The 22,437-nt window shown below is 31.4% G+C and carries 17 protein-coding genes, 1 rRNA gene and 1 riboswitch; of the genes, 13 read left to right on the top strand and 5 right to left on the bottom strand.

Annotation, left to right across the window (positions count from 1 at the left end; genetic code table 11):
* Positions 1 to 285 precede the first annotated feature (285 nt).
* The 10 genes from J3477_RS20400 to J3477_RS20355 all read left to right on the top strand — a co-directional run bounded on the left by J3477_RS20400 (position 286) and on the right by J3477_RS20355 (position 9,139).
* Positions 286 to 1,083 (top strand): Cof-type HAD-IIB family hydrolase, encoded by a 798-nt coding sequence (locus tag J3477_RS20400; RefSeq protein WP_206871900.1) that lies wholly within the window; start codon positions 286 to 288, stop codon positions 1,081 to 1,083.
* A 210-nt stretch (positions 1,084 to 1,293) separates the two neighbouring features.
* Positions 1,294 to 2,142: a GNAT family N-acetyltransferase gene (locus tag J3477_RS20395; RefSeq protein WP_206871898.1), complete on the top strand. Its 849-nt coding sequence runs from the start codon at positions 1,294 to 1,296 to the stop codon at positions 2,140 to 2,142.
* Between the two features lie 82 nt (positions 2,143 to 2,224).
* On the top strand, positions 2,225 to 2,632 hold the full coding sequence (locus J3477_RS20390; protein ID WP_206871896.1) for a hypothetical protein: 408 nt from the start codon (positions 2,225 to 2,227) through the stop codon (positions 2,630 to 2,632).
* 41 nt (positions 2,633 to 2,673) lie between these two features.
* Positions 2,674 to 2,988: riboswitch (cobalamin riboswitch) on the top strand.
* A gap of 285 nt (positions 2,989 to 3,273) precedes the next feature.
* Complete coding sequence (cobT, locus tag J3477_RS20385) at positions 3,274 to 4,350, top strand: nicotinate-nucleotide--dimethylbenzimidazole phosphoribosyltransferase (RefSeq protein WP_206871895.1); 1,077 nt, start codon at positions 3,274 to 3,276, stop codon at positions 4,348 to 4,350.
* Positions 4,347 to 4,901 carry a bifunctional adenosylcobinamide kinase/adenosylcobinamide-phosphate guanylyltransferase gene (gene cobU, locus J3477_RS20380; protein WP_206871893.1) on the top strand — a complete coding sequence of 185 codons (555 nt, stop codon included), beginning with the start codon at positions 4,347 to 4,349 and terminating at the stop codon, positions 4,899 to 4,901. Before cobT ends, cobU begins: the two co-directional genes overlap by 4 nt.
* Position 4,902: 1 nt before the next feature.
* Positions 4,903 to 5,649, top strand: coding sequence for an adenosylcobinamide-GDP ribazoletransferase (gene cobS / locus J3477_RS20375; protein ID WP_206871891.1), 747 nt, complete (start codon positions 4,903 to 4,905; stop codon positions 5,647 to 5,649).
* A 166-nt stretch (positions 5,650 to 5,815) separates the two neighbouring features.
* Positions 5,816 to 6,412, top strand: a complete 597-nt coding sequence (gene cobC, locus J3477_RS20370) for an alpha-ribazole phosphatase (RefSeq protein WP_206871889.1) — start codon at positions 5,816 to 5,818, stop codon at positions 6,410 to 6,412.
* Between the two features lie 35 nt (positions 6,413 to 6,447).
* Positions 6,448 to 7,356, top strand: coding sequence for an ABC transporter substrate-binding protein (locus J3477_RS20365; RefSeq protein ID WP_206871887.1), 909 nt, complete (start codon positions 6,448 to 6,450; stop codon positions 7,354 to 7,356).
* Between the two features lie 11 nt (positions 7,357 to 7,367).
* Positions 7,368 to 8,366 carry a FecCD family ABC transporter permease gene (locus J3477_RS20360; RefSeq protein WP_206871884.1) on the top strand — a complete coding sequence of 333 codons (999 nt, stop codon included), beginning with the start codon at positions 7,368 to 7,370 and terminating at the stop codon, positions 8,364 to 8,366.
* Between the two features lie 2 nt (positions 8,367 to 8,368).
* A complete protein-coding gene (locus tag J3477_RS20355) occupies positions 8,369 to 9,139 on the top strand; it encodes an ABC transporter ATP-binding protein (RefSeq protein WP_206871881.1) in 771 nt (256 codons plus the stop codon).
* A 328-nt stretch (positions 9,140 to 9,467) separates the two neighbouring features.
* Here the strand turns inward: J3477_RS20355 and J3477_RS20350 are convergent, their stop codons facing one another.
* Positions 9,468 to 10,754 (bottom strand): alkaline phosphatase family protein, encoded by a 1,287-nt coding sequence (locus J3477_RS20350; RefSeq protein ID WP_206871879.1) that lies wholly within the window; start codon positions 10,752 to 10,754, stop codon positions 9,468 to 9,470.
* A 584-nt stretch (positions 10,755 to 11,338) separates the two neighbouring features.
* Between J3477_RS20350 and J3477_RS20345 the strand changes: the two genes are divergently transcribed.
* Positions 11,339 to 12,295 carry a carbohydrate kinase family protein gene (locus tag J3477_RS20345; RefSeq protein ID WP_206871877.1) on the top strand — a complete coding sequence of 319 codons (957 nt, stop codon included), beginning with the start codon at positions 11,339 to 11,341 and terminating at the stop codon, positions 12,293 to 12,295.
* A 331-nt stretch (positions 12,296 to 12,626) separates the two neighbouring features.
* The gene (locus tag J3477_RS20340; protein ID WP_206871875.1) at positions 12,627 to 17,777 is read left to right on the top strand and encodes a S8 family serine peptidase; all 5,151 of its coding nucleotides are present in this window, start codon (positions 12,627 to 12,629) and stop codon (positions 17,775 to 17,777) included.
* 154 nt (positions 17,778 to 17,931) lie between these two features.
* On the opposite strand, the gene J3477_RS20335 is transcribed toward J3477_RS20340, so the two are convergent.
* From J3477_RS20335 to J3477_RS20320, 4 genes are all read right to left on the bottom strand, one after another.
* Positions 17,932 to 19,260, bottom strand: a complete 1,329-nt coding sequence (locus tag J3477_RS20335; RefSeq protein WP_206871874.1) for an FAD-dependent oxidoreductase — start codon at positions 19,258 to 19,260, stop codon at positions 17,932 to 17,934.
* Positions 19,261 to 19,593: 333 nt separating this feature from the next.
* A complete protein-coding gene (locus J3477_RS20330) occupies positions 19,594 to 20,568 on the bottom strand; it encodes a DUF4097 family beta strand repeat-containing protein (RefSeq protein ID WP_206871872.1) in 975 nt (324 codons plus the stop codon).
* A 13-nt stretch (positions 20,569 to 20,581) separates the two neighbouring features.
* Positions 20,582 to 21,187 (bottom strand): DUF1700 domain-containing protein, encoded by a 606-nt coding sequence (locus J3477_RS20325; RefSeq protein ID WP_206871870.1) that lies wholly within the window; start codon positions 21,185 to 21,187, stop codon positions 20,582 to 20,584.
* Positions 21,165 to 21,503: a PadR family transcriptional regulator gene (locus J3477_RS20320; protein ID WP_206871868.1), complete on the bottom strand. Its 339-nt coding sequence runs from the start codon at positions 21,501 to 21,503 to the stop codon at positions 21,165 to 21,167. Before J3477_RS20320 ends, J3477_RS20325 begins: the two co-directional genes overlap by 23 nt.
* 749 nt (positions 21,504 to 22,252) lie before the next feature.
* On the opposite strand from J3477_RS20320, the gene J3477_RS20315 reads away from it, so the two are divergent.
* Positions 22,253 to 22,437 (top strand): 16S ribosomal RNA (locus J3477_RS20315); the annotation flags it as partial.

Here is a 22,437-nt window from a genome sequence, read left to right as displayed (position 1 = left end):
GCATTTATGGACCTCCATAGATTTATCCTTCAATATGTGATAAAATATACTCATAAATAATAATTATTAGATGTTTCAAATTGTATTATAAATACATATTTATAATAATATGATTTAGATTTTGCTTATGTTTAAGAATTTTGTTGAAATTCTATGTTTATGCAGTAGATGCTATATTGGCTAGTTATTATAATTAAATGATTTTTTCATATGGCTAACCAATTAATTTCAACACTGTGCTTTAACAGCGTCTATATATATGAGTTTACAGATGGAGGTTGTTTAATGATAAAATTAATCGCAACAGATATGGATGGAACATTACTAAATAGCAAGGGGGAACTTCCAGAGGGGTTCTTTGATACTTTAGATGAATTGATAGACAGAGGTGTAATATTTGTAGCAGCCAGTGGGAGACAGTATTATACATTAGCGAATAACTTTGCAAAGGCTAAGGATAAGATGCTTTTTGCTGCAGAAAATGGGTCCTTTGTTGTTCATAACGGAAAAGAATTATTTTCTAAGACATTACCTAAAGAAACTATTATGGAAATTTTGAAAGAAGTAAATAAAATACCCAACTGTTTTCCAGTAGTATGTGGGAAAAAATACGGATATTATAAAGACACAAATCCTAGATTCTTAAAGGAATTAGAAAAATATTACTATAATAGAAAGCAAGTAGATAATCTTGAGGATATAGAAGATGATTTCTTAAAGGTAGCAATATTTGATTTAGAAGGATCAAGCGAGAACTCATACAAAAAGATTGATAAGAAGTTGAAGGAAGAACTTCAAGTTACCGTTTCAGGACAAGACTGGGTTGATATCTTCAGAAAAGATATAAATAAGGGAATTGCAATTAATTATCTTCAAGAAAAGTTCAACATAACCCATGAGGAAACAATGGTATTTGGAGACTATTTTAATGATATCCAAATGCTTCAAAATGCTTATCATAGCTACGTTATGGTAAATGCACCTGATGAGCTAAAGAAGTATGGAAGATTTATGGCTAGAAGTAATGATGATAATGGAGTAATAGAAGTAATTGAAAGAGAAGTTCTTAAAAAGGATGCTTAATTAGCACTAAATTTAAAACCTACTTAAATGTGATGGAGATTATTACAAATAATCAATGTCACTTAAGTAGGTTTTTTGTTGTTTTATATTAACATAATTTTAAATTTTTAACTATTACTTGTAATAAGTTGGGGTTAGGTAGTAATATTATAAGAAGTATTTGGATTATAATATATATACAGTTTTGTTTGCGGCTTAAGGGGGGATTATATGATAAAATATAAAAATTGTTTAGATGTAACTATTGATGATATATTTCAGGCATTTCAGGATGGATTCTCAGATTATATAATAAAGCTTAGTGTAAATAAGGAAGATTTTGAAGGAAGATTCTTTGGCGCTGAAGGGAACTGCAAAGAATATTCTTTTGTAGTATATGATAGTAATAAGCCTGTAGGATTAATGTTAGGCGGGATAAAAGTATATGATGGAATAAAAACTTTAAGATGTGGAGGATTAGCAATTCATCCAAGTTATAGAGGTGGTTGGATAAGTAAAAGACTTTTTCAATTACATCAAGAAATTGCAAAGAGTAAAGGGTGTAGTCAATTGTTTTTGGAAGTCATTGTTGGAAATGATAGAGCAATATCTTTTTATAATAAGATGGGATATAGCAAAATTTATGATATATCCTATTACTCTAATGATAATATAAGCAATTTGAAAAGATACCATAATAAAAAGCTGGTTATTAAAGATATAACATTAGGTCAGTATAGAGAGATATGCGATAGATATGATGGTCATGTTAGTTGGCAAAATGATTTTGAATATCTAAGTTTATCAAAGGATACATATTATTTAGGAGGATTTATTGATGAGGTTCTTATTAGTGGTCTAAGTATAAATAAAACAGGAAAAATAAGTTTTATGTATGTAGATAAGAATTATAGATTCAGTGGAATTGGTTCATCACTAATTAATTATGCTGTTAAAGAATTAGGAATAAATATGATTAGCACTAGTTTTGTTAATAACAGTCAAGCTTTTGGGTTTTTAGTTAAGAATGGATTTAAAAAAATGCCTATATCACAATATGAGATGTATAAGATTTTGTAGTATAGGATTTATAAATAACTTTTTACTTGAACATTTTAAGGATTAGCTATAACATAAGACTAAACATAGGGGGTGTTAATCAATGGTGGCAATAATAAAAGCACTAATGAGAGCAGTGAATGATATTCATGATGTTTTTATACAAAAAGCTCAGGGGTCTGGATATAGCCTTACAGACAAACAACTTCATTTTATAATAATAGGAATCATAGGTATCTTAATTTTTGCAGGAACTCAAATGCTGTTTAAATGGCTCGCAAAATATAGCATTACAGCTATATCCTTCATATATACTTTTACAGTACTACTGGTAATAGTTTTTGGTATTGAAATAGAACAAAAAATAACTAAACGAGGAAATATGGAGTTTGCAGATATAGTAGCCGGGATATGGGGATTCTTATATATATTTATAATTTACGTGATAATAAGAATAGCTGCATATCTAATAAAACAATATACAAAGAAAAGAAAAGTTAAGAAGCAGTAATCTTGACTATAATAAATATGAATACTATAATTTAGTTGACAATTTAATAAGTTCTTATTGGTGCTTCAGTGGGGCAAATATATATTTGTTCTATAGAAGTTAAAAGGGAAAAAGGTGAAAGACCTTTGCAGCCCCCGTTACTGTGATGATGACGAAATTTGCACTAAAACTTATGTTATTTAAGTTTTAATCCACTGGGTTAAGGATGTTTATCATTAGATTCAAAGTATACCTGTGCTTATACATTTAGCAGGTATAGTTTGTAATTAAAGGTTAGATGTCTATAAGAAGCTTGGGAAGGAGCAGAAAGTAGGATGATTCAAAGCCAGAAAACCTGCCATAAGAAAAGCTAATTTTCCGGGGTGGAAGAATTACTGTTAATAAAGCAAGCTGTTACTTATATAAAATTATTTCGTTGAGGAAGTTTATATGTATTTAAACTTCAATACAACGCTAATAATATTTATAGTATTAACAAGATAAGAGTATTTTGTGTGCAGATATGTAAATATAGCTTTATTAATGTTGAGAGTAAGTTTTATCTATTTTATATGTTTTAATATAGATATATTGATTCGAATAGTAATTATAAAGGCCTCCTTAGGGAGGTCTTTTTCTGTTTAATTAGGGGGAGGATTGAAATGAAGGAATCATGTTTAGTAGAAGATATAAAACCTCTATATGAAAGATCTATGGCTGAAGCTAAAGAAAGAATGGATAACTTGGTAAAGCCTATAGGCAGTCTTGGAAAACTTGAAAAGATGGCCATAAAGTTATCTGGAATAACAGGTGAATTATATAATAATATTACAAAAAAAGCAGTGATTATAATGTGTTCTGATAATGGAGTATGTGAAGAAGGGGTTGCTTCAGCTCCACAAGTAGTTACTGCAACTCAAACAGTAAACTTCATAAAAGGAGTAACAGGAGTAGGTGTTTTAGCAAGACATAACAATTGCGATTTAAAGGTTGTAGATATAGGTATCAATGAAGAAATAAATCATAGTGAACTTATAAACTGTAAGGTAAGGAAAGGCACATCAAACATTGCTAAAGGTGAAGCAATGACAAGAGAAGAAGCTCTTACAGCTATTAGAGTAGGAATTGATTTAGTTTCAAAGCTTAAAAAAGAAGGTTATAACCTTATAGGCACTGGAGAGATGGGAATAGGAAATACTACTTCTAGTTCTTCAATATTAATTGCCTTAACTGGTTGTTCTATTGAGGAAGCTGTAGGTAGAGGAGCAGGGCTTACTGATGAAGCCTTTGAAAAGAAAAAGAAGGTTATAAAAAAGGTTTTAGAAGTAAATCAGCCTAATATAAAGGATCCAATAGAAGTATTGCATAAAGTTGGTGGCTTTGATATCGCTGGACTTGTAGGTGTCTATTTAGGTGCAGCAAAGTATAGGATACCGGTGGTTATAGATGGCTTCATTTCTGCAATCGCAGCACTAATAGCTTATAGGGTAAATGACGTTACTAAAGATTTTATGTTTCCATCTCATATATCAATGGAAAAAGGATATAACTTGGTTTTATCAGAACTAGGGCTAGAGCCTATATTAGATTTAGCCATGAGACTCGGAGAAGGATCTGGATGTCCATTAGCTTTCAATATATTAGAAGCTTCCACAAAGATAATGAATGAAATGGCAACCTTTGAAGAAGGTAATGTAGATTTAGATGATTATAAGGGGCTTTGGGAGGAAAAGATATGATTACGTTAGTAACTGGTGGTGCAAGAAGTGGAAAGTCTTCTTTTGGAGAGTCAATACTTAAAAATGAAGCAGAAGTTTTGTACATTGCAACTTCAATACCTTTTGATCAAGAAATGAAAGACAGAGTCAGGAAGCACAGAGAGCAAAGACCAAACCATTGGCATACCTTAGAAAGCTATAAAGATTTTCAAGCTGAATTTGAAAAAATATTAGGTGGAAATATAGTCTATAACGGTGTAATTGTTGATTGTATAACTATAATGATTTCTAATATATTATTAGAAAATTTAAGTGATGATGGTAATGATAACTATGATTTAATTGAACAAAAGGTTATCTTTGAGATTGATAATTTAATTAAAGGTCTAAGAAACTTTAATTGCAAAGCTGTTATAGTCACTAATGAGGTTGGAAGTGGAATAGTACCAGAAAATAAGTTGTCGAGAGAATTTAGAGATATAGCGGGACGAGTAAATCAAAGATTAGCAAAAGAAGTAGATGAAGTTTACTTAGTTGTGTCAGGCATACCTGTAAGGATTAAGGGGGAATAAATTGAAAAAACTTATTTTAATCATACAGTTTATGACTAGAATACCTATAAATTTAAGCTTAGAAGTAAAGAGAGAAGATTTTGCTGATGCAGTAAGATATTTTCCTTTAGTAGGGCTTATAATAGGGGCAATAGATTTACTTATATATATAATTACAAGTAAGTTGTTTCATGGTATGCTGCCTGCGGTATTTGCTATGATATCACATATTATTGTTACTGGAGGCCTGCATCTAGATGGGTTAAGTGATACTGCAGATGGAATTTTTTCAGGTAGGAGTAAGGATAAGATTCTTGAAATTATGAAAGATAGCAGAGTTGGAACCTTTGGAGTACTGGCGCTTGTTGCATTGTTGCTTTTAAAGTTTTCAGCAATTCAAGATCTTTCAGAGGTTAACATATACTCAGCCCTTTTAATTTCTCCAGTGATTAGTAGAACCTTTATGACACTTTTGATGTATAAAAGAAGATATGCAAGGGAAAAAGAGGGCTTAGGAGATCTGTTTATTGGTAAGATTTCTTTAGTAACATTTAGTATCGCATTGGTTTTAGGTTTGATTATAACTTTAGTCTTAGGAAGAATTTATGGGTTTATTGTCATAATAGTAGGTTTTGTTTTTACAGTATGCTTTAGAGCTTATATAGAAAAAAGGTTAGATGGTATAACTGGAGATATATTAGGAGCCAGCGTTGAGTTAAATGAAGTGCTTGTATTAATAGTTTTTTGTTTATTACAAAGTTTAGTTTAAACATATATTTTAGTTTATGTTTAAGAGTATCATTGAAGTTAAGTGGTTATAAAGGAGATGCTATATGACAAAATCATATTAATTCTTTGCGTAGGCTCATTAAAGCATCGGATGTATGACCCATTTGTGCATATTTTAAAGTTATTCATCTTTAAGAGGAGATATTATGAAGCTTATCTTAATAAGACATGGAGAGACAGAGGGCAATCATAAAGGCTTGTATCAAGGAGTTAAGGATTACCCCTTAAGTGAAAAAGGAAAACTACAAAATCTAAAGCTAAAGAGTAAATTAGATAATATAAATTTAAATAAGGTTTACTATTCTGAGATGGAAAGAGCAAAGAAAACAGCAGATGCTATTTTTGATTTTTCAAGTAGTGAAATTTATTTTGAAGAAAACTCAAGTTTTAATGAGATAAACTTTGGACTTTGGGATGGTAGAGATTATAAATATATAAGTACAAATTATAGTGAACAGTTTCAATGTTTTATAGATGATTTTAAGATTTTTAAATTTCCTGAAGGGGAAAGCTTTAAGGATTTTTATAATAGGGTAAGTGAAGGGATTAAGGAAATTATTAAAGTATCAAAGGAAGAGGATAATATAGCAATAGTAGCTCATGGGGGTACTATAAGAGCAATATTATGTGAGCTATTAGGATTTAGTTATGAAGGATTTTATAAATTTAATATTAATCATGGATGCTATAGTTTGCTCACTTTATACAAAGACAGTGCTGTTTTGGAAGTTTTAAATAAATAAATTGGTTTTAAATCGGATTTCAGGAGGAATAAAATTTGAAAAATATAAAAAGGTTATCAATTATAATAATGACATTAGTATTTACCTTATCACTAATGGCATGCACAAAGAGTGAAACAAAAAAAGAAGAAGTTAAAGGTATAAAAATAACTGATTCATATAATAGAGAGGTTTCTTTAGATAAGGTACCTCAAAGAGTAGTAACTTTATCACCAGGTGCTACAGAAACTATATTTGCTTTAAAAAAGGAAAGTATTTTAGTAGGAAGATCAGACTATGATGATTATCCAGCTGAAGTTTCCAAGATAGAAAAGGTTGGGGGATTAGAAAATCCTAATATTGAAAAAATAACAGAGCTTAAGCCTGACCTAGTAATAGCAGGAGCACATTTTTCTAAGGAAGTGCTTAAAAAGCTTGAAGATCTTGGCATTAAGGTTGCAGTGCTTTATGGAGAGGATAATTTTGATGGAGCATATAAGAATATTCTAGATACAGCAGAAGTTCTAGGAGTTAAGAATGATGGACAAAAAATAGTAGATGAAATGAAGAAAAAGGTTGCAGAGGTTGAAGAAAAAATAAAAGCTTCTAAGAAAGTTAAACTATATTATGTTGTTGATTTTGGTAAAGAAGACTTTACTGCAGGGGGAGATACCTTTGTTGGCCAGCTTATAGAAAAAGCAGGAGGAGATAATATAGCTAAGGATGTTAAGGGATGGAACTACAGCTTTGAAAAGATAGTTGAGAATAATCCAGAGATTATAATATTATCTGATAAATATGATGCTAAAAAGAGATTCATACAAGCAGATAGATACAAGGACCTTCCTGCAGTTAAAGCTAACAAGGTTTTTGAAATAGACGATAATATGCTGGTTAGACAAGGGCCAAGGCAAGCAGACGGGTTAGAGGCACTTGCAAAGATATTACATCCCGAAGCTTTTTAAGAGGTAGTTGAATGAAGAAAAAAAGACTACTAGCAGTACTTGTTATCTTACTGATAGTTTTAGTAATAGCTTCTATTACAGTAGGTTCAGCTTCATTAAAATCCATTGATGCGGTTAGATTAATATGGCTAAAAATAATTGGTGTAAATATAGATTCAATATACGACAAAATAATATTTAACATAAGATTACCAAGAATAATATTGGCAGCTTTAGTAGGTGCAGGACTTGGAGTAAGTGGAGCAGCTTTTCAGGGGATATTTAAAAATCCAATGGCAGATCCTTATGTTCTTGGCGTATCTTCTGGAGCCGCCTTAGGTGCTACTATTTCTATTGTTTTCAGGTTAGAAACTTATGGCATGGCTTTTACTACAGTACTTGCTTTTATAGGAGCATTTATTTCGCTAATTTTAGTTTATAATATAGCAAGAGTAGGAAGAAAGCTTCCAACAACAACACTATTACTTGCAGGAGTGGCTATAAATTTTCTCTTTTCTTCAATTATATCACTTTCAATGATCTTACATAGAGAAGCTATGGAAAGAATAATATATTGGACTATGGGGAGTTTTAATGAATCGTCATACAAGCAAATATTGATTGTTGCACCTATAGTTATAATTATATCAATTAGTTTTCAGTTACTTTATAGGCAATTTAATATAATAGCTTCTGGAGATGAAGGAGCATATTCTTTAGGAGTGGAAGTAGATAAGATTAAAAAGCTGATTATCATGGTAAGTTCAATCATGATTGCTGTGATAGTTTCTGTAAGTGGGGTTATAGGTTTTATAGGGCTTATAATACCCCATGTTGCAAGGCTTATTGTTGGAGCAAATCACAGAGAACTGTTTCCTTTTTCTTTTGTTTTAGGAGCTATATTTTCACTGGGGTGTGATACTTTGGCTAGAATATTACTATCTCCTACAGAATTACCTGTTGGGGCAATAACAAGCCTTTTTGGAGCTCCATTTTTTATATATCTTCTTTGGAAAAGAAAGAGGGCGTAAATATGTCTATAATAGATGTCATACAATTACAATATGATGTGAATAAGGTGACTATATTGAAAGATATAGATTTAACCTTTGAAGCAGGAAAGTTCTATTCCATTGTTGGACCAAATGGAAGTGGTAAAACAACCTTAATAAAAAATATTATAAAATATCTTAATCCTTCTGAAGGAAAGGTTATTATTGAAAACAAGGATATTAATAAGATAAGAGCTAAAGAATTTGCTAATATAATAAGTTATGTTCCTCAAGATACAGCGCTTGAAATGGAGTTTTCTTGTTATGATGTAGTAATGATGGGAAGAAACAATAAGATAAACTTTCTTGGAGTCGAGACAAATGAGGATATAAAAAAGGTTGAAGAGGCGATGAAAGCAACTGAAATACTTCAATTAAAAGATAAGCTGATTACAGAAATAAGTGGAGGAGAAAGACAAAGGGTTTTGCTTGCTAGAGCCATAGCACAGGATAGTAGATGCATAATACTTGATGAGCCACTATCTAATTTAGATATAAAATATCAACTAGAGATTATTGATATTCTAAATAAGCTTAGGAATTTAGGAAAAACTATAATTGCTGTACTTCATGATATAAACTTGGCTTTGACTTACACTGATAACACAGTGATAATGAAAGACGGAAAAGTATTTGATTATGGAAAGACGGAAGATGTTATAAATGTTAAGAATATAGAAGAAGTTTATGGAGTAAGTTGTAAAATAGTATCAATTGAAGAGGTAAGGCATATAATATTTACTAGAATATAGATGTACCATTTCTTAATTAAATTTATATTTTCAAAATCTCCTCTCAGAACCCAGAGGAGCTTTGAAAATAGTTTTCAGATTGAAGTGTTTCATCTTTAGATAAACTTGAGATTATAATAATTTATACGTGTCATAAAATCGTTATTTTACTTAATTTTATGACACACATGAATTATTATTATTTATAAAAAAGGTACCACTACTTAGCGGAAGGCTTTGCAGTGGTGCTTTTTAATTTAAAGCTATGTTTAACAATATTGTTGAAATTAAAGTATTGGATGAATAACCACTTAATTTTAGCACAGTGCTTTAACATCGTGTAATTAAATTATTTTTTAGACTTAAAAATGTTACTGAGAGTCCTTCCGTCAGGAGAAGGAAGTTCGGTGCCCATTATCTTTGCTAAAGTTGGAGCCTCATCTAGTAAGCTCATTTCTCCGATATCAAAATTCTTTTTAATATTATTTCCGCTTATTAGGAAGAAAGTTTGATAATCCTCTTTAAATGGTGAGTAACCGTGAGTTGCTTTGTCGTACTTTTCTCCAACTTCTTCTATAGTTTCACCATCTAAATCATTTGAAAAATAATATCCATTTTTAGCTTCTAACATAATTGCACAGTTGTGGTCTATTCCTAAGTTTTTCAAATCGTCACCGCTTAGAATTTCTTCCAAGCAATTATCGTTGTTATTTGAATAGTCTTTTAGTAACTTAATTACTTTATCCTTCAATTCTGCGTCATTATCCTTTATATAGATATAGGCTGAACCATCACAGTTATTTAGATAAACTTTAGGCTCTTGAAGCTTTCCCTTTTCATCTTTAGTTATATAACCTTCTTTAACAAATAAGGTGTTTAGCTTTATGACCTTATTTGTATCCATAAGAGAGTGATCGCCTAATACCACGATAGTAGAGTCTTTATAGCAAACATGGCTGTTTAAGACATCCATAATTTTTCCAAGTCTTACATCATGTCTTCTTAAGGCATTAGTAATCTCATCATTTTCTGTACCATACTGATGTTTATTAGTATCAACATCAGTAAGATGAAGCATTAGAAAATCAACTTTCTCTTTTTGTAATAGGTAAAGTGCGCACTCAGTAGAGAAATTATCTAGGTGAGGCTGTTTCTTCCCTTCTCTGAGATAACCATATTTAAAATTCATCAAAAGCTGATAAGAAGGCGTTCCACTGTATAAGGATATCATAGGCTGTGTTAACCACCAACGATTTGCAAAGATTTCAGGCATATTATAATCTATTGCAGCCTTACCAGTTACAGGCCATAAAATTGCGCCAGTAGTATAGCCTTCCTTTTTAGCTAAATCATAAATTGTGTCACAGTTAACCTGAGATTTAAACCAAAACCAATCAGGGGAATCCACACCGGGTTGTAATAATATATTGTTAATTACACCATGATTAGCAGGTTTTTTACCTGTTACAATTGACACATGGGCTGGATAAGTTAGTGATGGATATATACTATTAACCTTATAGGAATAAGAACTAGTGTTAAGTAATTTGCTAAAGTTCGGAAGAGTTTTCAAAAACTCAAAATCCTTTCTTCCAAGACCATCTAAAGATATTATTATAATAGGATTAGATTTCATTTAATAGACCTCCTCGTTACTTGTTATACCAGTGAATGGTAGAATTATTAGTAACATTGTTTTTTTATATATAAAGATGCATTAGCGTAGTCTTAAACTATTGTTAATTTTGAATATAGTTAAGGCTTAGAGAGTCATTATGCTTTAACTTAAGTTATACCTGCTCGATAATCACGGCTCTTGGTGATTATTGAACATATGTAACTTAATGATAGAGTTATGAACTATATAACTAACATCTTATAATATGTTTCCTAATTCCAGTATAGGCTTGTACAACAAAAATTTAAACCCTTAGCGTGTTACATTCACTAATATTTAATATTTATAATGCGAGATAAGTCTACATAAAGTACAATAAAACTATATAAAATTGGAATTATGTGGGTTACAATGTGTAAAAATAAAGTAATAATAATAACTCAATCATATTGCCTATCTTGTGCAACCTCTTAATTTCAGCAACATTCTTTAATAAAGACAAAAATAAAACAATTTTTAAATATAACAATATACGAATATAAGAATTTAAGAATTTAAGAATTTATAAATTTATAGTTATAATGAGGAAGGAGAGAGGATTTATGGATAAAATTTTTTGTGTTGGAGAGTTATTGATTGATTTTATATGTTCAGATGTTAACAGCAGTTTAGTGGAAGGAAGCAACTTCATAAAGAAAGCAGGAGGTGCTCCGGCCAATGTCACAGCAGCAATCTCTAGGTTAGGGGGAGATGCTTCCTTCGGTGGAAGTGTAGGAGCGGATGCTTTTGGTTTGTTTTTAAAGAAGACCTTAGAAGATGTAGGAGTAGATACAACTTACATGAAGCTGCTTGAAAAACAAAATACTATTTTAGCTTTTGTATCTTTAAAAGACAATGGAGAAAGAGATTTTATATTCAATAGAGGTGCAGACGAAAATTATGAACTATCAGAAGCAGAGATAGAAGATATAAAGAAAAGTAAGATAATTCATTTTGGATCAGCTACCGCACTTCTTGGAGGTAATTTAAGAAAAACATATTTTGATTTAATAAATAAAGCAAGAAATGCTGGCATATTTATATCTTTCGATCCAAACTATAGAGAAGATCTTTGGAAAGGAAGAAAAGAAGAATTTATAGAAGTTTCTAGATTATGCTTAAAGCATTGTGACTTTGTGAAGGTTAGTGATGAGGAAGCTCTTTTAATATCAGGAAAAGAAAATATTGAGTCTGCAGCAAAATATATCGCTGAAAGAGGAGGAAGCATAGTTGCAGTAACCCTTGGCAAAGAGGGCACAATGATAACTGATGGAAAATCCGTTGAAGTGGTAAAAAGTATAAGTATTACATCTATAGATTCAACTGGTGCAGGTGATGCCTTTGTTGGTGCGGTTCTCTATGATTTAGCTAAGAGTGAATCACCTAAGCTAAATGTAAGAGATATGGACTCAATGAAAGCTATAGTAGCCTTTGCTAATAAAGTGGGAGCAATAGTCTGCACTAAAATGGGAGCAATTGCAGCACTTCCTACTTTAGAGGAAGTCAATAGTTTTAAGTAATGTAGGTTATATATAATATTAGTGTAAAGAATTAATTTTTAGTTAGAATTAAATTAATCATTAAGAAATGATTAATTAATATTTATCCTATAGAGTTAACCAGGAATGGTTACTTTATAGGATTTTTTTTTGAATAATTTACAGGATTAATACCAGCTGTTTTAATAAAAATAGAATATTTGTAATATTTGTTCAAAAAATACATAGATTTTTTAATAAGGTCATAAAAATACATAGGGAATAAAATAACTATTGATAATTGGTATAACATGGAATAAAATGTTATAATGTACCATAAAAGTAAAGTTTATTTATAAAAGGGGGTAATTATTTGATAAGGAGAAAAGTTTTATCTAAAACCATAAGCATGCTTGTTGCACTAGCTTTAGTAGTTCCCAGTGGGTTTTCTCGAGAAGCCAAAGCATTAGATAGCAAGAATACTGGAACTAAAGATGCCAAAGCAATTGCAACAGAAGCATTAGAAAAGAAACTTTCAGAGAGGGTGGACAAGCTAAAAAATAAAAAAACAGATGAATCAGTAAGAGTTGTAGTTGAGCTTACTGGTGAACCTGCATTAGACAAAGCTCAGAAGAAAGGTTTAAAGACAGCGGTCAAATCAGACATACAAGCTGTTAAAGATGAGCAAAAAACCGTTCAAGACAAAGTGAAAGCAATTACAGGTAATAAGATAAGAAATACATTTGGTACAGTAGTAAATGGATTTAGTATCGATACTAAGGTTAAAGATATCGACACTATTAAAAAATTAAAAGGTGTTAAGGACGTAAAGGTAGTAAATATTTATTACCCTGATATGAATTCAGCTAAGGAATTAACTGAAGCAACTAAGGTTTGGCAGGATTTGGGGTTAAAAGGCGAAGGTATGGTAGTATCAATTATTGATACTGGTATAGATTATAATCATAAAGATATGAAGCTTACGGATACAAGCAAGGAGAAACTTACAAAGAATAGTATAAAACCAGGTATAGGTAAATTCTATACTGATAAGGTTCCATATGGATATAATTTTGCAGATAAGAATGATGAAGTTAGGGATACTACATCTAGCATGCATGGAATGCATGTTGCGGGAATAGTAGGAGCTAATGGTAGTGATGAAGACATAAAAGTTAATAATGGTGTAAAAGGAGTAGCGCCAGAAGCACAGCTTCTAGCAATGAAGGTGTTTTCAAATAACTCAGAAATAAAAGGAGCCTACTCAGATGATATAGTAGCAGCAATAGAAGAATCAGTTAATCAAGGTGCAGATGTAATAAACATGAGCTTAGGATCAACTGCAAGCTTCCAAGAAGATGATGATCCAGAGCAAGTAGCTATAAAAAAAGCTGTTGATGCAGGAACAGTAGTAGTGGTATCTGCAGGTAACTCACAGTATTCAACTGCTCCATATAAAGTGCCTGAAATGACAGATACAGGACTTGTAGGCTCACCTGGACTTGCAAAAGATGCACTTCAGGTTGCTAGTTATGAAAATACAACTGTAACACTTTCGGCTATAAGCTTGCTGGATAGAAGTGATTCGAAGGCTGGATATACAACTTCAGATGTGATTCCAAGTAAAGCGTTAGATTCAACAAAGCAATTTGAATTAGTAGATTGTGGACTTGGGCAAGAAAGCGATTTCCAAGGCAAAGATGTAAAAGGAAAAGTTGCTCTTATACAAAGAGGAAGTATTTCTTTTGTTGATAAGAAATTGAATGCACAAAAAAATGGAGCAATAGCAGCTATAGTCTATAATAGTGTGGCTGGTGGTGATTCATATATAAATATGGCAACGGATCCATCCATTACAATACCAGGTGTATTTGTAACTTTAACAGATGGCAAAAAACTTGCGGATCTAGCTAAAAGTGGTGGAAAAATTAAATTTGGTAATGACAGAATTATAACTTCAAATGTAAATTCAGGAGATTTCTCAGATTTTACATCCTGGGGACCAACACCAAATTTAGATTTTAAACCTCAGATTTCTGCACCAGGTGGGAATATATTTTCAACAGTAAATAACAATGATTATGAAGTTATGAGTGGTACTTCAATGGCGTCACCTCATGTAGCTGGTAGTGAAGCGCTAATTGTGGAAGCGCTTAAGAAAGCTAATCCTAATTTAAAAGGCAGGGATTTAGTCGATTTAGCTAAAAATACTGCAGTAAATACAGCCACTATTGAAATGGACAAACAGCATCCTACAATACCGTATTCACCAAGAAGACAGGGTGCAGGTATGATTCAAACAGAAAAAGCTATAAATAATAAGGTTACAGTTACAAATGAAGGTAATTCTTATGTAGCTTTAAAGCAAATAGGAAATGAAGTAGAATTTGAATTAACTCTTAAAAACTATGGAGATAAAGAAACTACGTATAACTTAGAGAACTATGGTGGAGTTTTAACTGAACAAGGTAAATTAACTACTAGTATGTCTTATGATGTAAAAGTGGATGGTGCAGCAGTAACTTTTGATAAGAATTCAGTAACTGTGCCAGCAAATGGGACTGCAGTGGTTAAAGCAAAGCTTTCTATACCTAAAGCAATTTCAACTAACAGATTTGTTGAAGGTTTTATAAAACTAAATTCCTCCGATGTTCCAGCACTAGTTATACCATTCATGGGATATTACGGAGATTGGGGCGCAGAGAAGATTATAGAAAATATGATCTACGACACTAAAGCTTCTCAACTTCCATCAGAACAATCATATCCACTTACTAATATAGGAGCTGATTATGGCATTTTAGGACAAGTGGGAATAGATGAGGATAAAAATCCTATATTTGACAAGAATTTTATCGCAATATCTCCTAATGATGATATGAAGTTTGATAATTTTGTACCATATTTATATTTCTTAAGAAATGCCAAAAATGTAGATGTTGAGTTAGAGAATGCCAGTGGGGATACCTTAGGTAAACTTGCAAATCAAAAGGATATAACTAGGAAAGTATTCAATGAAACAGATGCTAAGAACCAACCTGTTGGACAAATGGGAGAGATATACGATCAGTTGTCTTGGGATGGAAAGCTTTATGATGCTACATCTGGTGAAAGGAAAGCAGCTCCAGATGGACAATATTATTTAAATATAAAATCAGTGGTTGATTTTGAAGGTGCTAAACCACAAGATTATAAGGTGCCTATAAAAGTTGATACCACTGCTCCAGTTATAGAGCTTTCTTCAGCTAAGCAAAATGGAGAGGCCAAAGATGGTAAAGTTCCATATCATATAACTTTAAATGTTCAGGATATGTTATTATCTTCTGAGGCACCAGCTCTTGTTGTAAATGGAAAGTTAGTTGATGCAGGAAATCTTCAAATTAAAGATGGAAAATATGATTTTGATATTTCGCTTAATACTAATAATGTGAATGATATTTTTGTTGCTATTCCTGACTTTGTTTATAATGTTGGAATGAATGAGTTTAAAGTTACAGTTGGTGATGCAGGACCAGTAACCTTCTATGATAATAGATTTACTAAAGGCTTTGATACTAACTTAAACACATATACAGTAACTGGTCAAGTTAATGCAGAACTTAAGAGCTTTAAGATAGCTGGCAAGGATGTTCAAAAAGCAGAAGATGGATCTTTTGCTATAGATCTTAAGCTAAATCAAGGTGTTAATGTTATTCCTATATACGCGGAAGATGGAAGTGGAAAAGTAATAATAAATTACTCTACTAAGATAAATTGTGATTCAGTGGCTCCAGTAATCAATCTTCAAAGCCCAGCTGTAAATGGTGATGGGGTAATTATTACTAATCAAGATTCAATAGCATTAAAGGGTACTGTTGAGGATAATGGCTGGGGATATAAATTCCAAATTAATGGAGAACCTGTTTTAAATGTTAATGTTGATGGTGCAACAGGTCCAGAAGTTAATAAAAAAGAATTCACGAAGGATCTTGCAGTGAAAGATGGTGATATCATATCACTTAAAGCAACAGATACCTTAGGCAATGTAACTGAAAATAAGATAACAGTAAAGCTAGATAAAGTAGCTCCTAGCTTAACTATATCAGGGGTAACTGATGGCGGATTGTACAATAAAGCAGTAACACCAAAAGTAAATTCAGATAAGAAAGTTAATCTAACAGTTCTTTTAGATGATAAAGAATATAACGGAGCAGCAATTGAAGCTGAAGGAAAACATGTTCTTAAGGTTAAGGCTGTTGATGAAGCTGGAAATGTTTCTGAAGCTGCAATTTCGTTTGAAATTGATAAAACAGCTCCAAAGTTAAACATTAAGGGATTAGAAGATGGAAAGCTATATAATGTAGATGTTACTCCAACTCTTGATACTGAAGAGGGAACAACTGTAAAAGCATTATTAGATGGAAAAGACTATGACTTTAAGCCAGTTACAACTGAAGGCAAACATGTTCTTGAGGTAACTTCAGTAGATAAGGCTGGAAATCAATCAATTGCAAAGGTAAGTTTTGAAATTGATAAAACAGCACCAATATTTACAGTAAAAGATGTAGAGTCTGGAAAGATCTATTTTGATACTGTTAATCCAAAAATAACAGTGGATGATAAAGATGCAACAGTTAATCTATTATTAGATGGAAAAGCTTATGATGGAAAAACTGCTATTGATGTTGAAGGTGACCATGTTATAGCTGGTACTTCCTTAGATAAAGCAGGTAATAAAGCAAGTTTAGAAATCAAATTTACAATAAAGAAATCTGTTAAAATTGATAAGAATGATGATGGATCAGTAAATGTTTCAGTAAGAAAGCCTCTTGATAAGGATGGTAATAATGTAATTACTACTGATGCATCTAACGCTGCAAGCATTGTAATTGAAAACACAGAAGCTATGAAAGAAGGTAAAGGATCATTAATATTAAATGTTGGTGCAAACACTATTAATTTACCATTTTCAGCTTTTGATCCTACACTTATAAAAAATAGTTCAAAGGTTACTATTAATGCGACTATTGAAGATGGAAGTTCTTTAACTAAAGGCTTAAAGGCCGTTAGTAAAATATTTAAATTTGAAGCTATAGTAGAGGGTAATGGAAATAAAACTGCTGTTCACAAATTTAGTAACGAGGCAGAAGCAACAATAACAATAACATTATCTGATGAAGAATTAAAAGGCTTAGATAAGAGTAAGCTTGCAATATTCTACTATAATGAAGAAACTAAGAAGTTTGAAGAAATGGACACAAAGGTAGATGGAAACAAAGTCACCTTTAAGACTCCTCATTTTAGTGAGTATATATTAGCAGAGAAACAAGTAGCTTCAAACACTGGAAATACCAATACAGGGTCAACTAATACTGGAACTACAAGTGGTTCAACTACTAATAGTGGAAGTACAACAACTTCAACCAGTACACCAGCAACAATAGTAAAGACTGGTTCCGTTATTGATTCTAATATACTTATAGTATTTGGAATTTTAGCAATAGCTGGTGGTGCTGTAATAATAAGAAGAAAAAGATTAAACTAATAAAAAGCAGGTATCTCAGAAATGAGATACCTGTTTTCCTGTTCTTAGTATTAAATTAGGTTATATTTTTAAATATTGATGAAATTAAGTGGTTATGCAGGAGATGCGTGACCACTTAATTTCAACTTATTAATTAGGCAAAAGTATTTAATGGTTATTTAGCATTTAATGCTACTATGTTTAATAAACTCCAAGGCTTGTTAAAGTGTGGTTGGAAGAAGAAATCTACGAATGCAAGTTCATCAATAGTCATTTTATTTTGAATTACAACAGACATAGTATTCATTAGTTGAGTTAAGTCTGTTTTTGAAATAAGTTGAGCTCCGAGTATTACTTCTGAATCAGCTTCATAAACAACCTTTATAGTTACAGAATCAAAGGTTGGCATAAATTCAGGTCTGTAATTATCAGTAACTGATGTTGTTTTTATATTAAAGCCTGCAGCCTTGGCAGATTCTTCTGTAAGACCAGTTGAGGCAATATTGTATTCATAAATTTTTATACCTGAAGTTCCTTGAGTTCCAAGGTATTTAGTTGTTGGCTTAACTAAGTTTCTTCCAATTAATGTACCCATTCTAACTGCATTTGTAGCTAGAGGGATATATTCTTTTTTACCAGTTGGATTATAGATTACTGAGCAGCAGTCACCAGCAGCAAAAACATCTTCTTTGCTTGTTCTCATATATTCGTCTACTATAATTGCTCCATTTGGAAGCATATCTAATTTTCCTTTGAATAAATCAGTACTTGGTCTAAAGCCTATGCATAAAATAACAAGATCGGCTTCATATTCACCCTTATTTGTTACAACCTTAGTAACTTTTCTATCTTTACCTTCAAATTTACTTACAGTTTCACCTAAAGCAAGCTTAACTCCACGATTTGCAAAAGCCATCTCAGCGGTATCAGTAAATTCTTTATCTAAATATTTACTTAAAATTCTATCCATACTATCTATTAAAGTAACTTTCTTTCCATTAGCTTCAAAAGCTTCAACAAGTTCAACACCTATGTAACCAGCTCCAACAACTACGATTTTATTCGCTTCCTTAGCTTTCTCTATAATTGTATTTGAATGATAGAAGTTTTTTGAAAGAAGTATATTATCTAAGTTAATGCCTTCAATTTTAGGAACTATTGGCCATGAACCAGAAGTAATGATTAGTTTATCAAAAGAATCTTCAAATTCTTCATTGGAATTTAAATCTTTAACTTTTAATATCTTAGCATCAAAATCAATATCTAAAACATCATGGGACATCTTTGTTTTTACTCCCAATTCTGCTAATGCTTCAGGAGAACTATAGAATAATCCTTGAGGATCTTTAACTACTCCTCCAACATACAATGCAATTCCGCAAGATAAGAATGATATATTATCATTTCTTTCATATACTGTTATTTGTGCATCAGGGTATTTCTTTGCTGTATTTACTATTGCTGCGGTACCTGCATGAGTACAACCTATAACTGCAACCTTCATTTAATTTTCCTCCATATAATAAATATAAATTATCTACAAATAATAATTGTTGTTTGTGTATATTTTAACAAGAGTTTGTTAAAAAATCTATATATTTTTTATTTTTCTTCTAAAAAAATAATTATATGCAAGGAAATTCTAACTGGCGAACAAGTTTTGTTTTTTTATTGTATAGATATAAAAAACTTCTAAAATCATTTAAGTATGTAGGTTTAACTAGCTTGAAACTTTTATGCTTTTCTAGACAATAAAAAAGACTGCATAAATAAAGATGTACCACTTCGATCCGAAATGGTACATCCATATAGGCAATCTTTAAAACTTATATAAATATTAATTTTTGTTTAAGGTTATATCTCCAGAAGTTGTATGAATAGATAGCTTATTAGTTCCATTTCCGTAGGAACCGCTCAGGCTTCTCTTACCGGAAGAGGTATTGTTTAGAGAGAATCTGCTATTTATATCACCTGAAGTAGAAGAGGACTCAAGAGTAAACGAGCAGTTATTTGGTAAACCTAATTTTACATCTCCAGAGGTTGAATGAACATCTATGTCACCAATTAAATTAGTATATTTCATAGATATATCACCTGATATAGTTGTAGCTTTAGTAACTCCCTCAAAATTATCAAAATCGATTTTTCCTGAAACAGCATCTGCTACAAACTTGTTGCTCGTTATACTAGATCCTGACATATCACCAGAAACAGTTTTTATATTAAGAGAATCTGCTGTAATATTCGAAAGTTTAACATCTCCTGATGTAGTAACAGCTTCGAGATTGATAAATTTTTTATCAGACAGAAGTATATCTGCAGATACTGATGATACAGACAGATTTTTTGAGTAATCTTTAGGAAGATATATATCTACCTTTGAATTCAGTGAGTAGCTTCCAAAGAAAGAATTTTTTTGAATATAAACTTTCATAGTAGATCCATTTTTAGAATATTGAAGTTTTGGGGCAGTTAATTCAGAACTACTTCTTAGACTACCTGATAAAGTAACTTTAATCTTATTTTCATTATTTTCATGAAATACTATGTCACCACTTACAAAAGATAATTGGATGTTGTCTACGCCATCTAAACTTTCGCTGATTTCGTCATTAAGATCATAATTATATTTATTGAAACCAGTATTAAAGTTGAAATCTTTGTTTATATTAAATGAAAAGTCATTATTGCTATTAATAAATTGTGAAAAACTAAAATTAGATAACTTCAGTATTATAGCTGCAGAACCGTAGCATATTAATATTATAGCTGCTAGGATTATACAAAATCTTTTCATAAATGTGTTTTTCATTTTATCACCATCCCTATCTGAAAACGGATATTATCCATTTTACAAATTTAATTATGAGCATTACAAATGCTTTGATCATGTAGAAGCATCCTATAGAGCACAATATGCCTAGAGCTAAAGTTCCTATACCGATTAACAGAGAGGCAGTTGCAGGTAAAGCTGCAATACCTGTAGGAATGGTAAATATACCGAAAACTGAACCAAATGTAGTGCCGAGTGCTACAGCAAGACCAGCTATAGCTATGCCAAAAGCTCCAGCTACTAAACCAATCATACCTCCAAGGATCCCAATTATTAATCCTAGTATTCCTGGACTAAAAAGTAATAATAATACTATCAATATTATAGCTAAGGCTTTGTTATTAGAATTAACATTGTTGCTATTGTAAGGTTGACTGCTTGGAGCATCGTTGTAATAGATTCTGTTTGCACTATTTCTATACTGGTTTACAATAACATGAGGATCTCCTAATTCGTTTATTATTTGCTCTTCAGTTTTTCCTTGTGCTAAGCCTACGTCAAAATGTTCTTCGTAGTCATAAAGTATGTCCTTGCGTTCCTTATCAGGAAAATCAAGTAATCCATTTGAAAGTATATTAAGAAATTGATGTTTGTTCATCAGGATTTTCCCCCTTAATAATCATATTTACATTTTTTGAGAAGCTAAACCATTCTGTTTCTAATTCTAACTTTGTTTTGTATCCGAGTTCTGTTAGTCTATAGTATTTTCTTGGCGGACCTTCTTGAGATTCTTGTAGATAGGTTGTAAAGTAACCTTCTTCAGTAAGTCTTCTTAATATTGGATATATGGTTCCATCCGAAATTTGGATGTTTTTTGATATTTCGTTTACTAACTCATATCCATAACAATCTTTTCTAGCCAATACAGAAAGCACGCATAGTTCTAAAACACCTTTCTTTAACTGTATATTCACTAAATCACCTCTTTATTAATTTTAAATATCTTAAAAACGACTTTTTTTTTATCTAATGTCTTTATTGAAGAGTCTATATTCATTAAGAAGTTTATTTTCTAATTACTGGATAGCTTCTCTATATCTATAGTATATGAAACGGTATTATATAATGCAAGGTACTAAACAATGTTTAAGAAAATCTTAAGAATTGGATAAGCAGTCAAAAATATAAATTCTAATATGAAGTAGTTTTTCTATAGATGATTCTTCAAATATGAAATATATTAAATGCTTAAAGTAAAGCTTTAGTACAAATTATTATGGAGTATTTACATGAACTGTCAGTACATTGGCTGAAATTTATTATATGTATCTAGAAACAGTTCCTGGTGTATCAATATAATAAATACTTATTAATTTAAAGTATTATATAGAAAATTAAACCTAATTTATCTATTTCACTAAAATTGAGATTAGAACAATATAAGACACATGATATTATAAAACACGTCGCTGCGACAAGGTTGTAGTGATGAACACAAAGTTTTGAACAAAGAATTTTAAGTAAATTAAAAAAGTTCAAAAAAAGTGTTGACAAAGAAATCTTACGATGGTAAGATATAAAAGCTGTCAGAAAAACAGCGAAACAAACTTGGTCTTTGAAAATTAAACAGAGAAGATAAACAAAGTCTAAAACTAGACTTAAACTAAACCAGCAATTTTTTTGAAAAAAAGACTTACTAAGTAAGTAAGCTATGATTAAACTTTAAATTGAGAGTTTGATCCTGGCTCAGGACGAACGCTGGCGGCGTGCCTAACACATGCAAGTCGAGCGGAGAAAGTTCTTCGGAACTTTCTCAGCGGCGGACGGGTGAGTAACACGTGGGTAACCTGCCTTATAGAGGGGGATAGCCTTCCGAAAGGAAGATTAATACCGCATAACATTTTCGTT

Source organism: Clostridium zeae (assembly GCF_017312485.1).
Taxonomy (GTDB): domain Bacteria; phylum Bacillota; class Clostridia; order Clostridiales; family Clostridiaceae; genus Clostridium_AR; species Clostridium_AR zeae.
This window is presented reverse-complemented; position numbering and strand designations above follow the sequence as displayed.

Excerpts from the sequence above, each read along its gene's own strand:
- cobC (WP_206871889.1), top strand. The coding sequence starts at position 5,816 with ATGAAGCTTATCTTAATAAGACATGGAGAGACAGAGGGCAATCATAAA.
- cobU (WP_206871893.1), top strand. The coding sequence starts at position 4,347 with ATGATTACGTTAGTAACTGGTGGTGCAAGAAGTGGAAAGTCTTCTTTT.
- J3477_RS20400 (WP_206871900.1), top strand. The coding sequence starts at position 286 with ATGATAAAATTAATCGCAACAGATATGGATGGAACATTACTAAATAGC.
- J3477_RS20330 (WP_206871872.1), bottom strand. The coding sequence starts at position 20,568 with ATGAAAAACACATTTATGAAAAGATTTTGTATAATCCTAGCAGCTATA.
- J3477_RS20360 (WP_206871884.1), top strand. The coding sequence starts at position 7,368 with ATGAAGAAAAAAAGACTACTAGCAGTACTTGTTATCTTACTGATAGTT.
- J3477_RS20390 (WP_206871896.1), top strand. The coding sequence starts at position 2,225 with ATGGTGGCAATAATAAAAGCACTAATGAGAGCAGTGAATGATATTCAT.
- J3477_RS20335 (WP_206871874.1), bottom strand. The coding sequence starts at position 19,260 with ATGAAGGTTGCAGTTATAGGTTGTACTCATGCAGGTACCGCAGCAATA.
- J3477_RS20350 (WP_206871879.1), bottom strand. The coding sequence starts at position 10,754 with ATGAAATCTAATCCTATTATAATAATATCTTTAGATGGTCTTGGAAGA.
- J3477_RS20325 (WP_206871870.1), bottom strand. The coding sequence starts at position 21,187 with ATGAACAAACATCAATTTCTTAATATACTTTCAAATGGATTACTTGAT.
- J3477_RS20395 (WP_206871898.1), top strand. The coding sequence starts at position 1,294 with ATGATAAAATATAAAAATTGTTTAGATGTAACTATTGATGATATATTT.
- J3477_RS20355 (WP_206871881.1), top strand. The coding sequence starts at position 8,369 with ATGTCTATAATAGATGTCATACAATTACAATATGATGTGAATAAGGTG.
- J3477_RS20345 (WP_206871877.1), top strand. The coding sequence starts at position 11,339 with ATGGATAAAATTTTTTGTGTTGGAGAGTTATTGATTGATTTTATATGT.
- cobT (WP_206871895.1), top strand. The coding sequence starts at position 3,274 with ATGAAGGAATCATGTTTAGTAGAAGATATAAAACCTCTATATGAAAGA.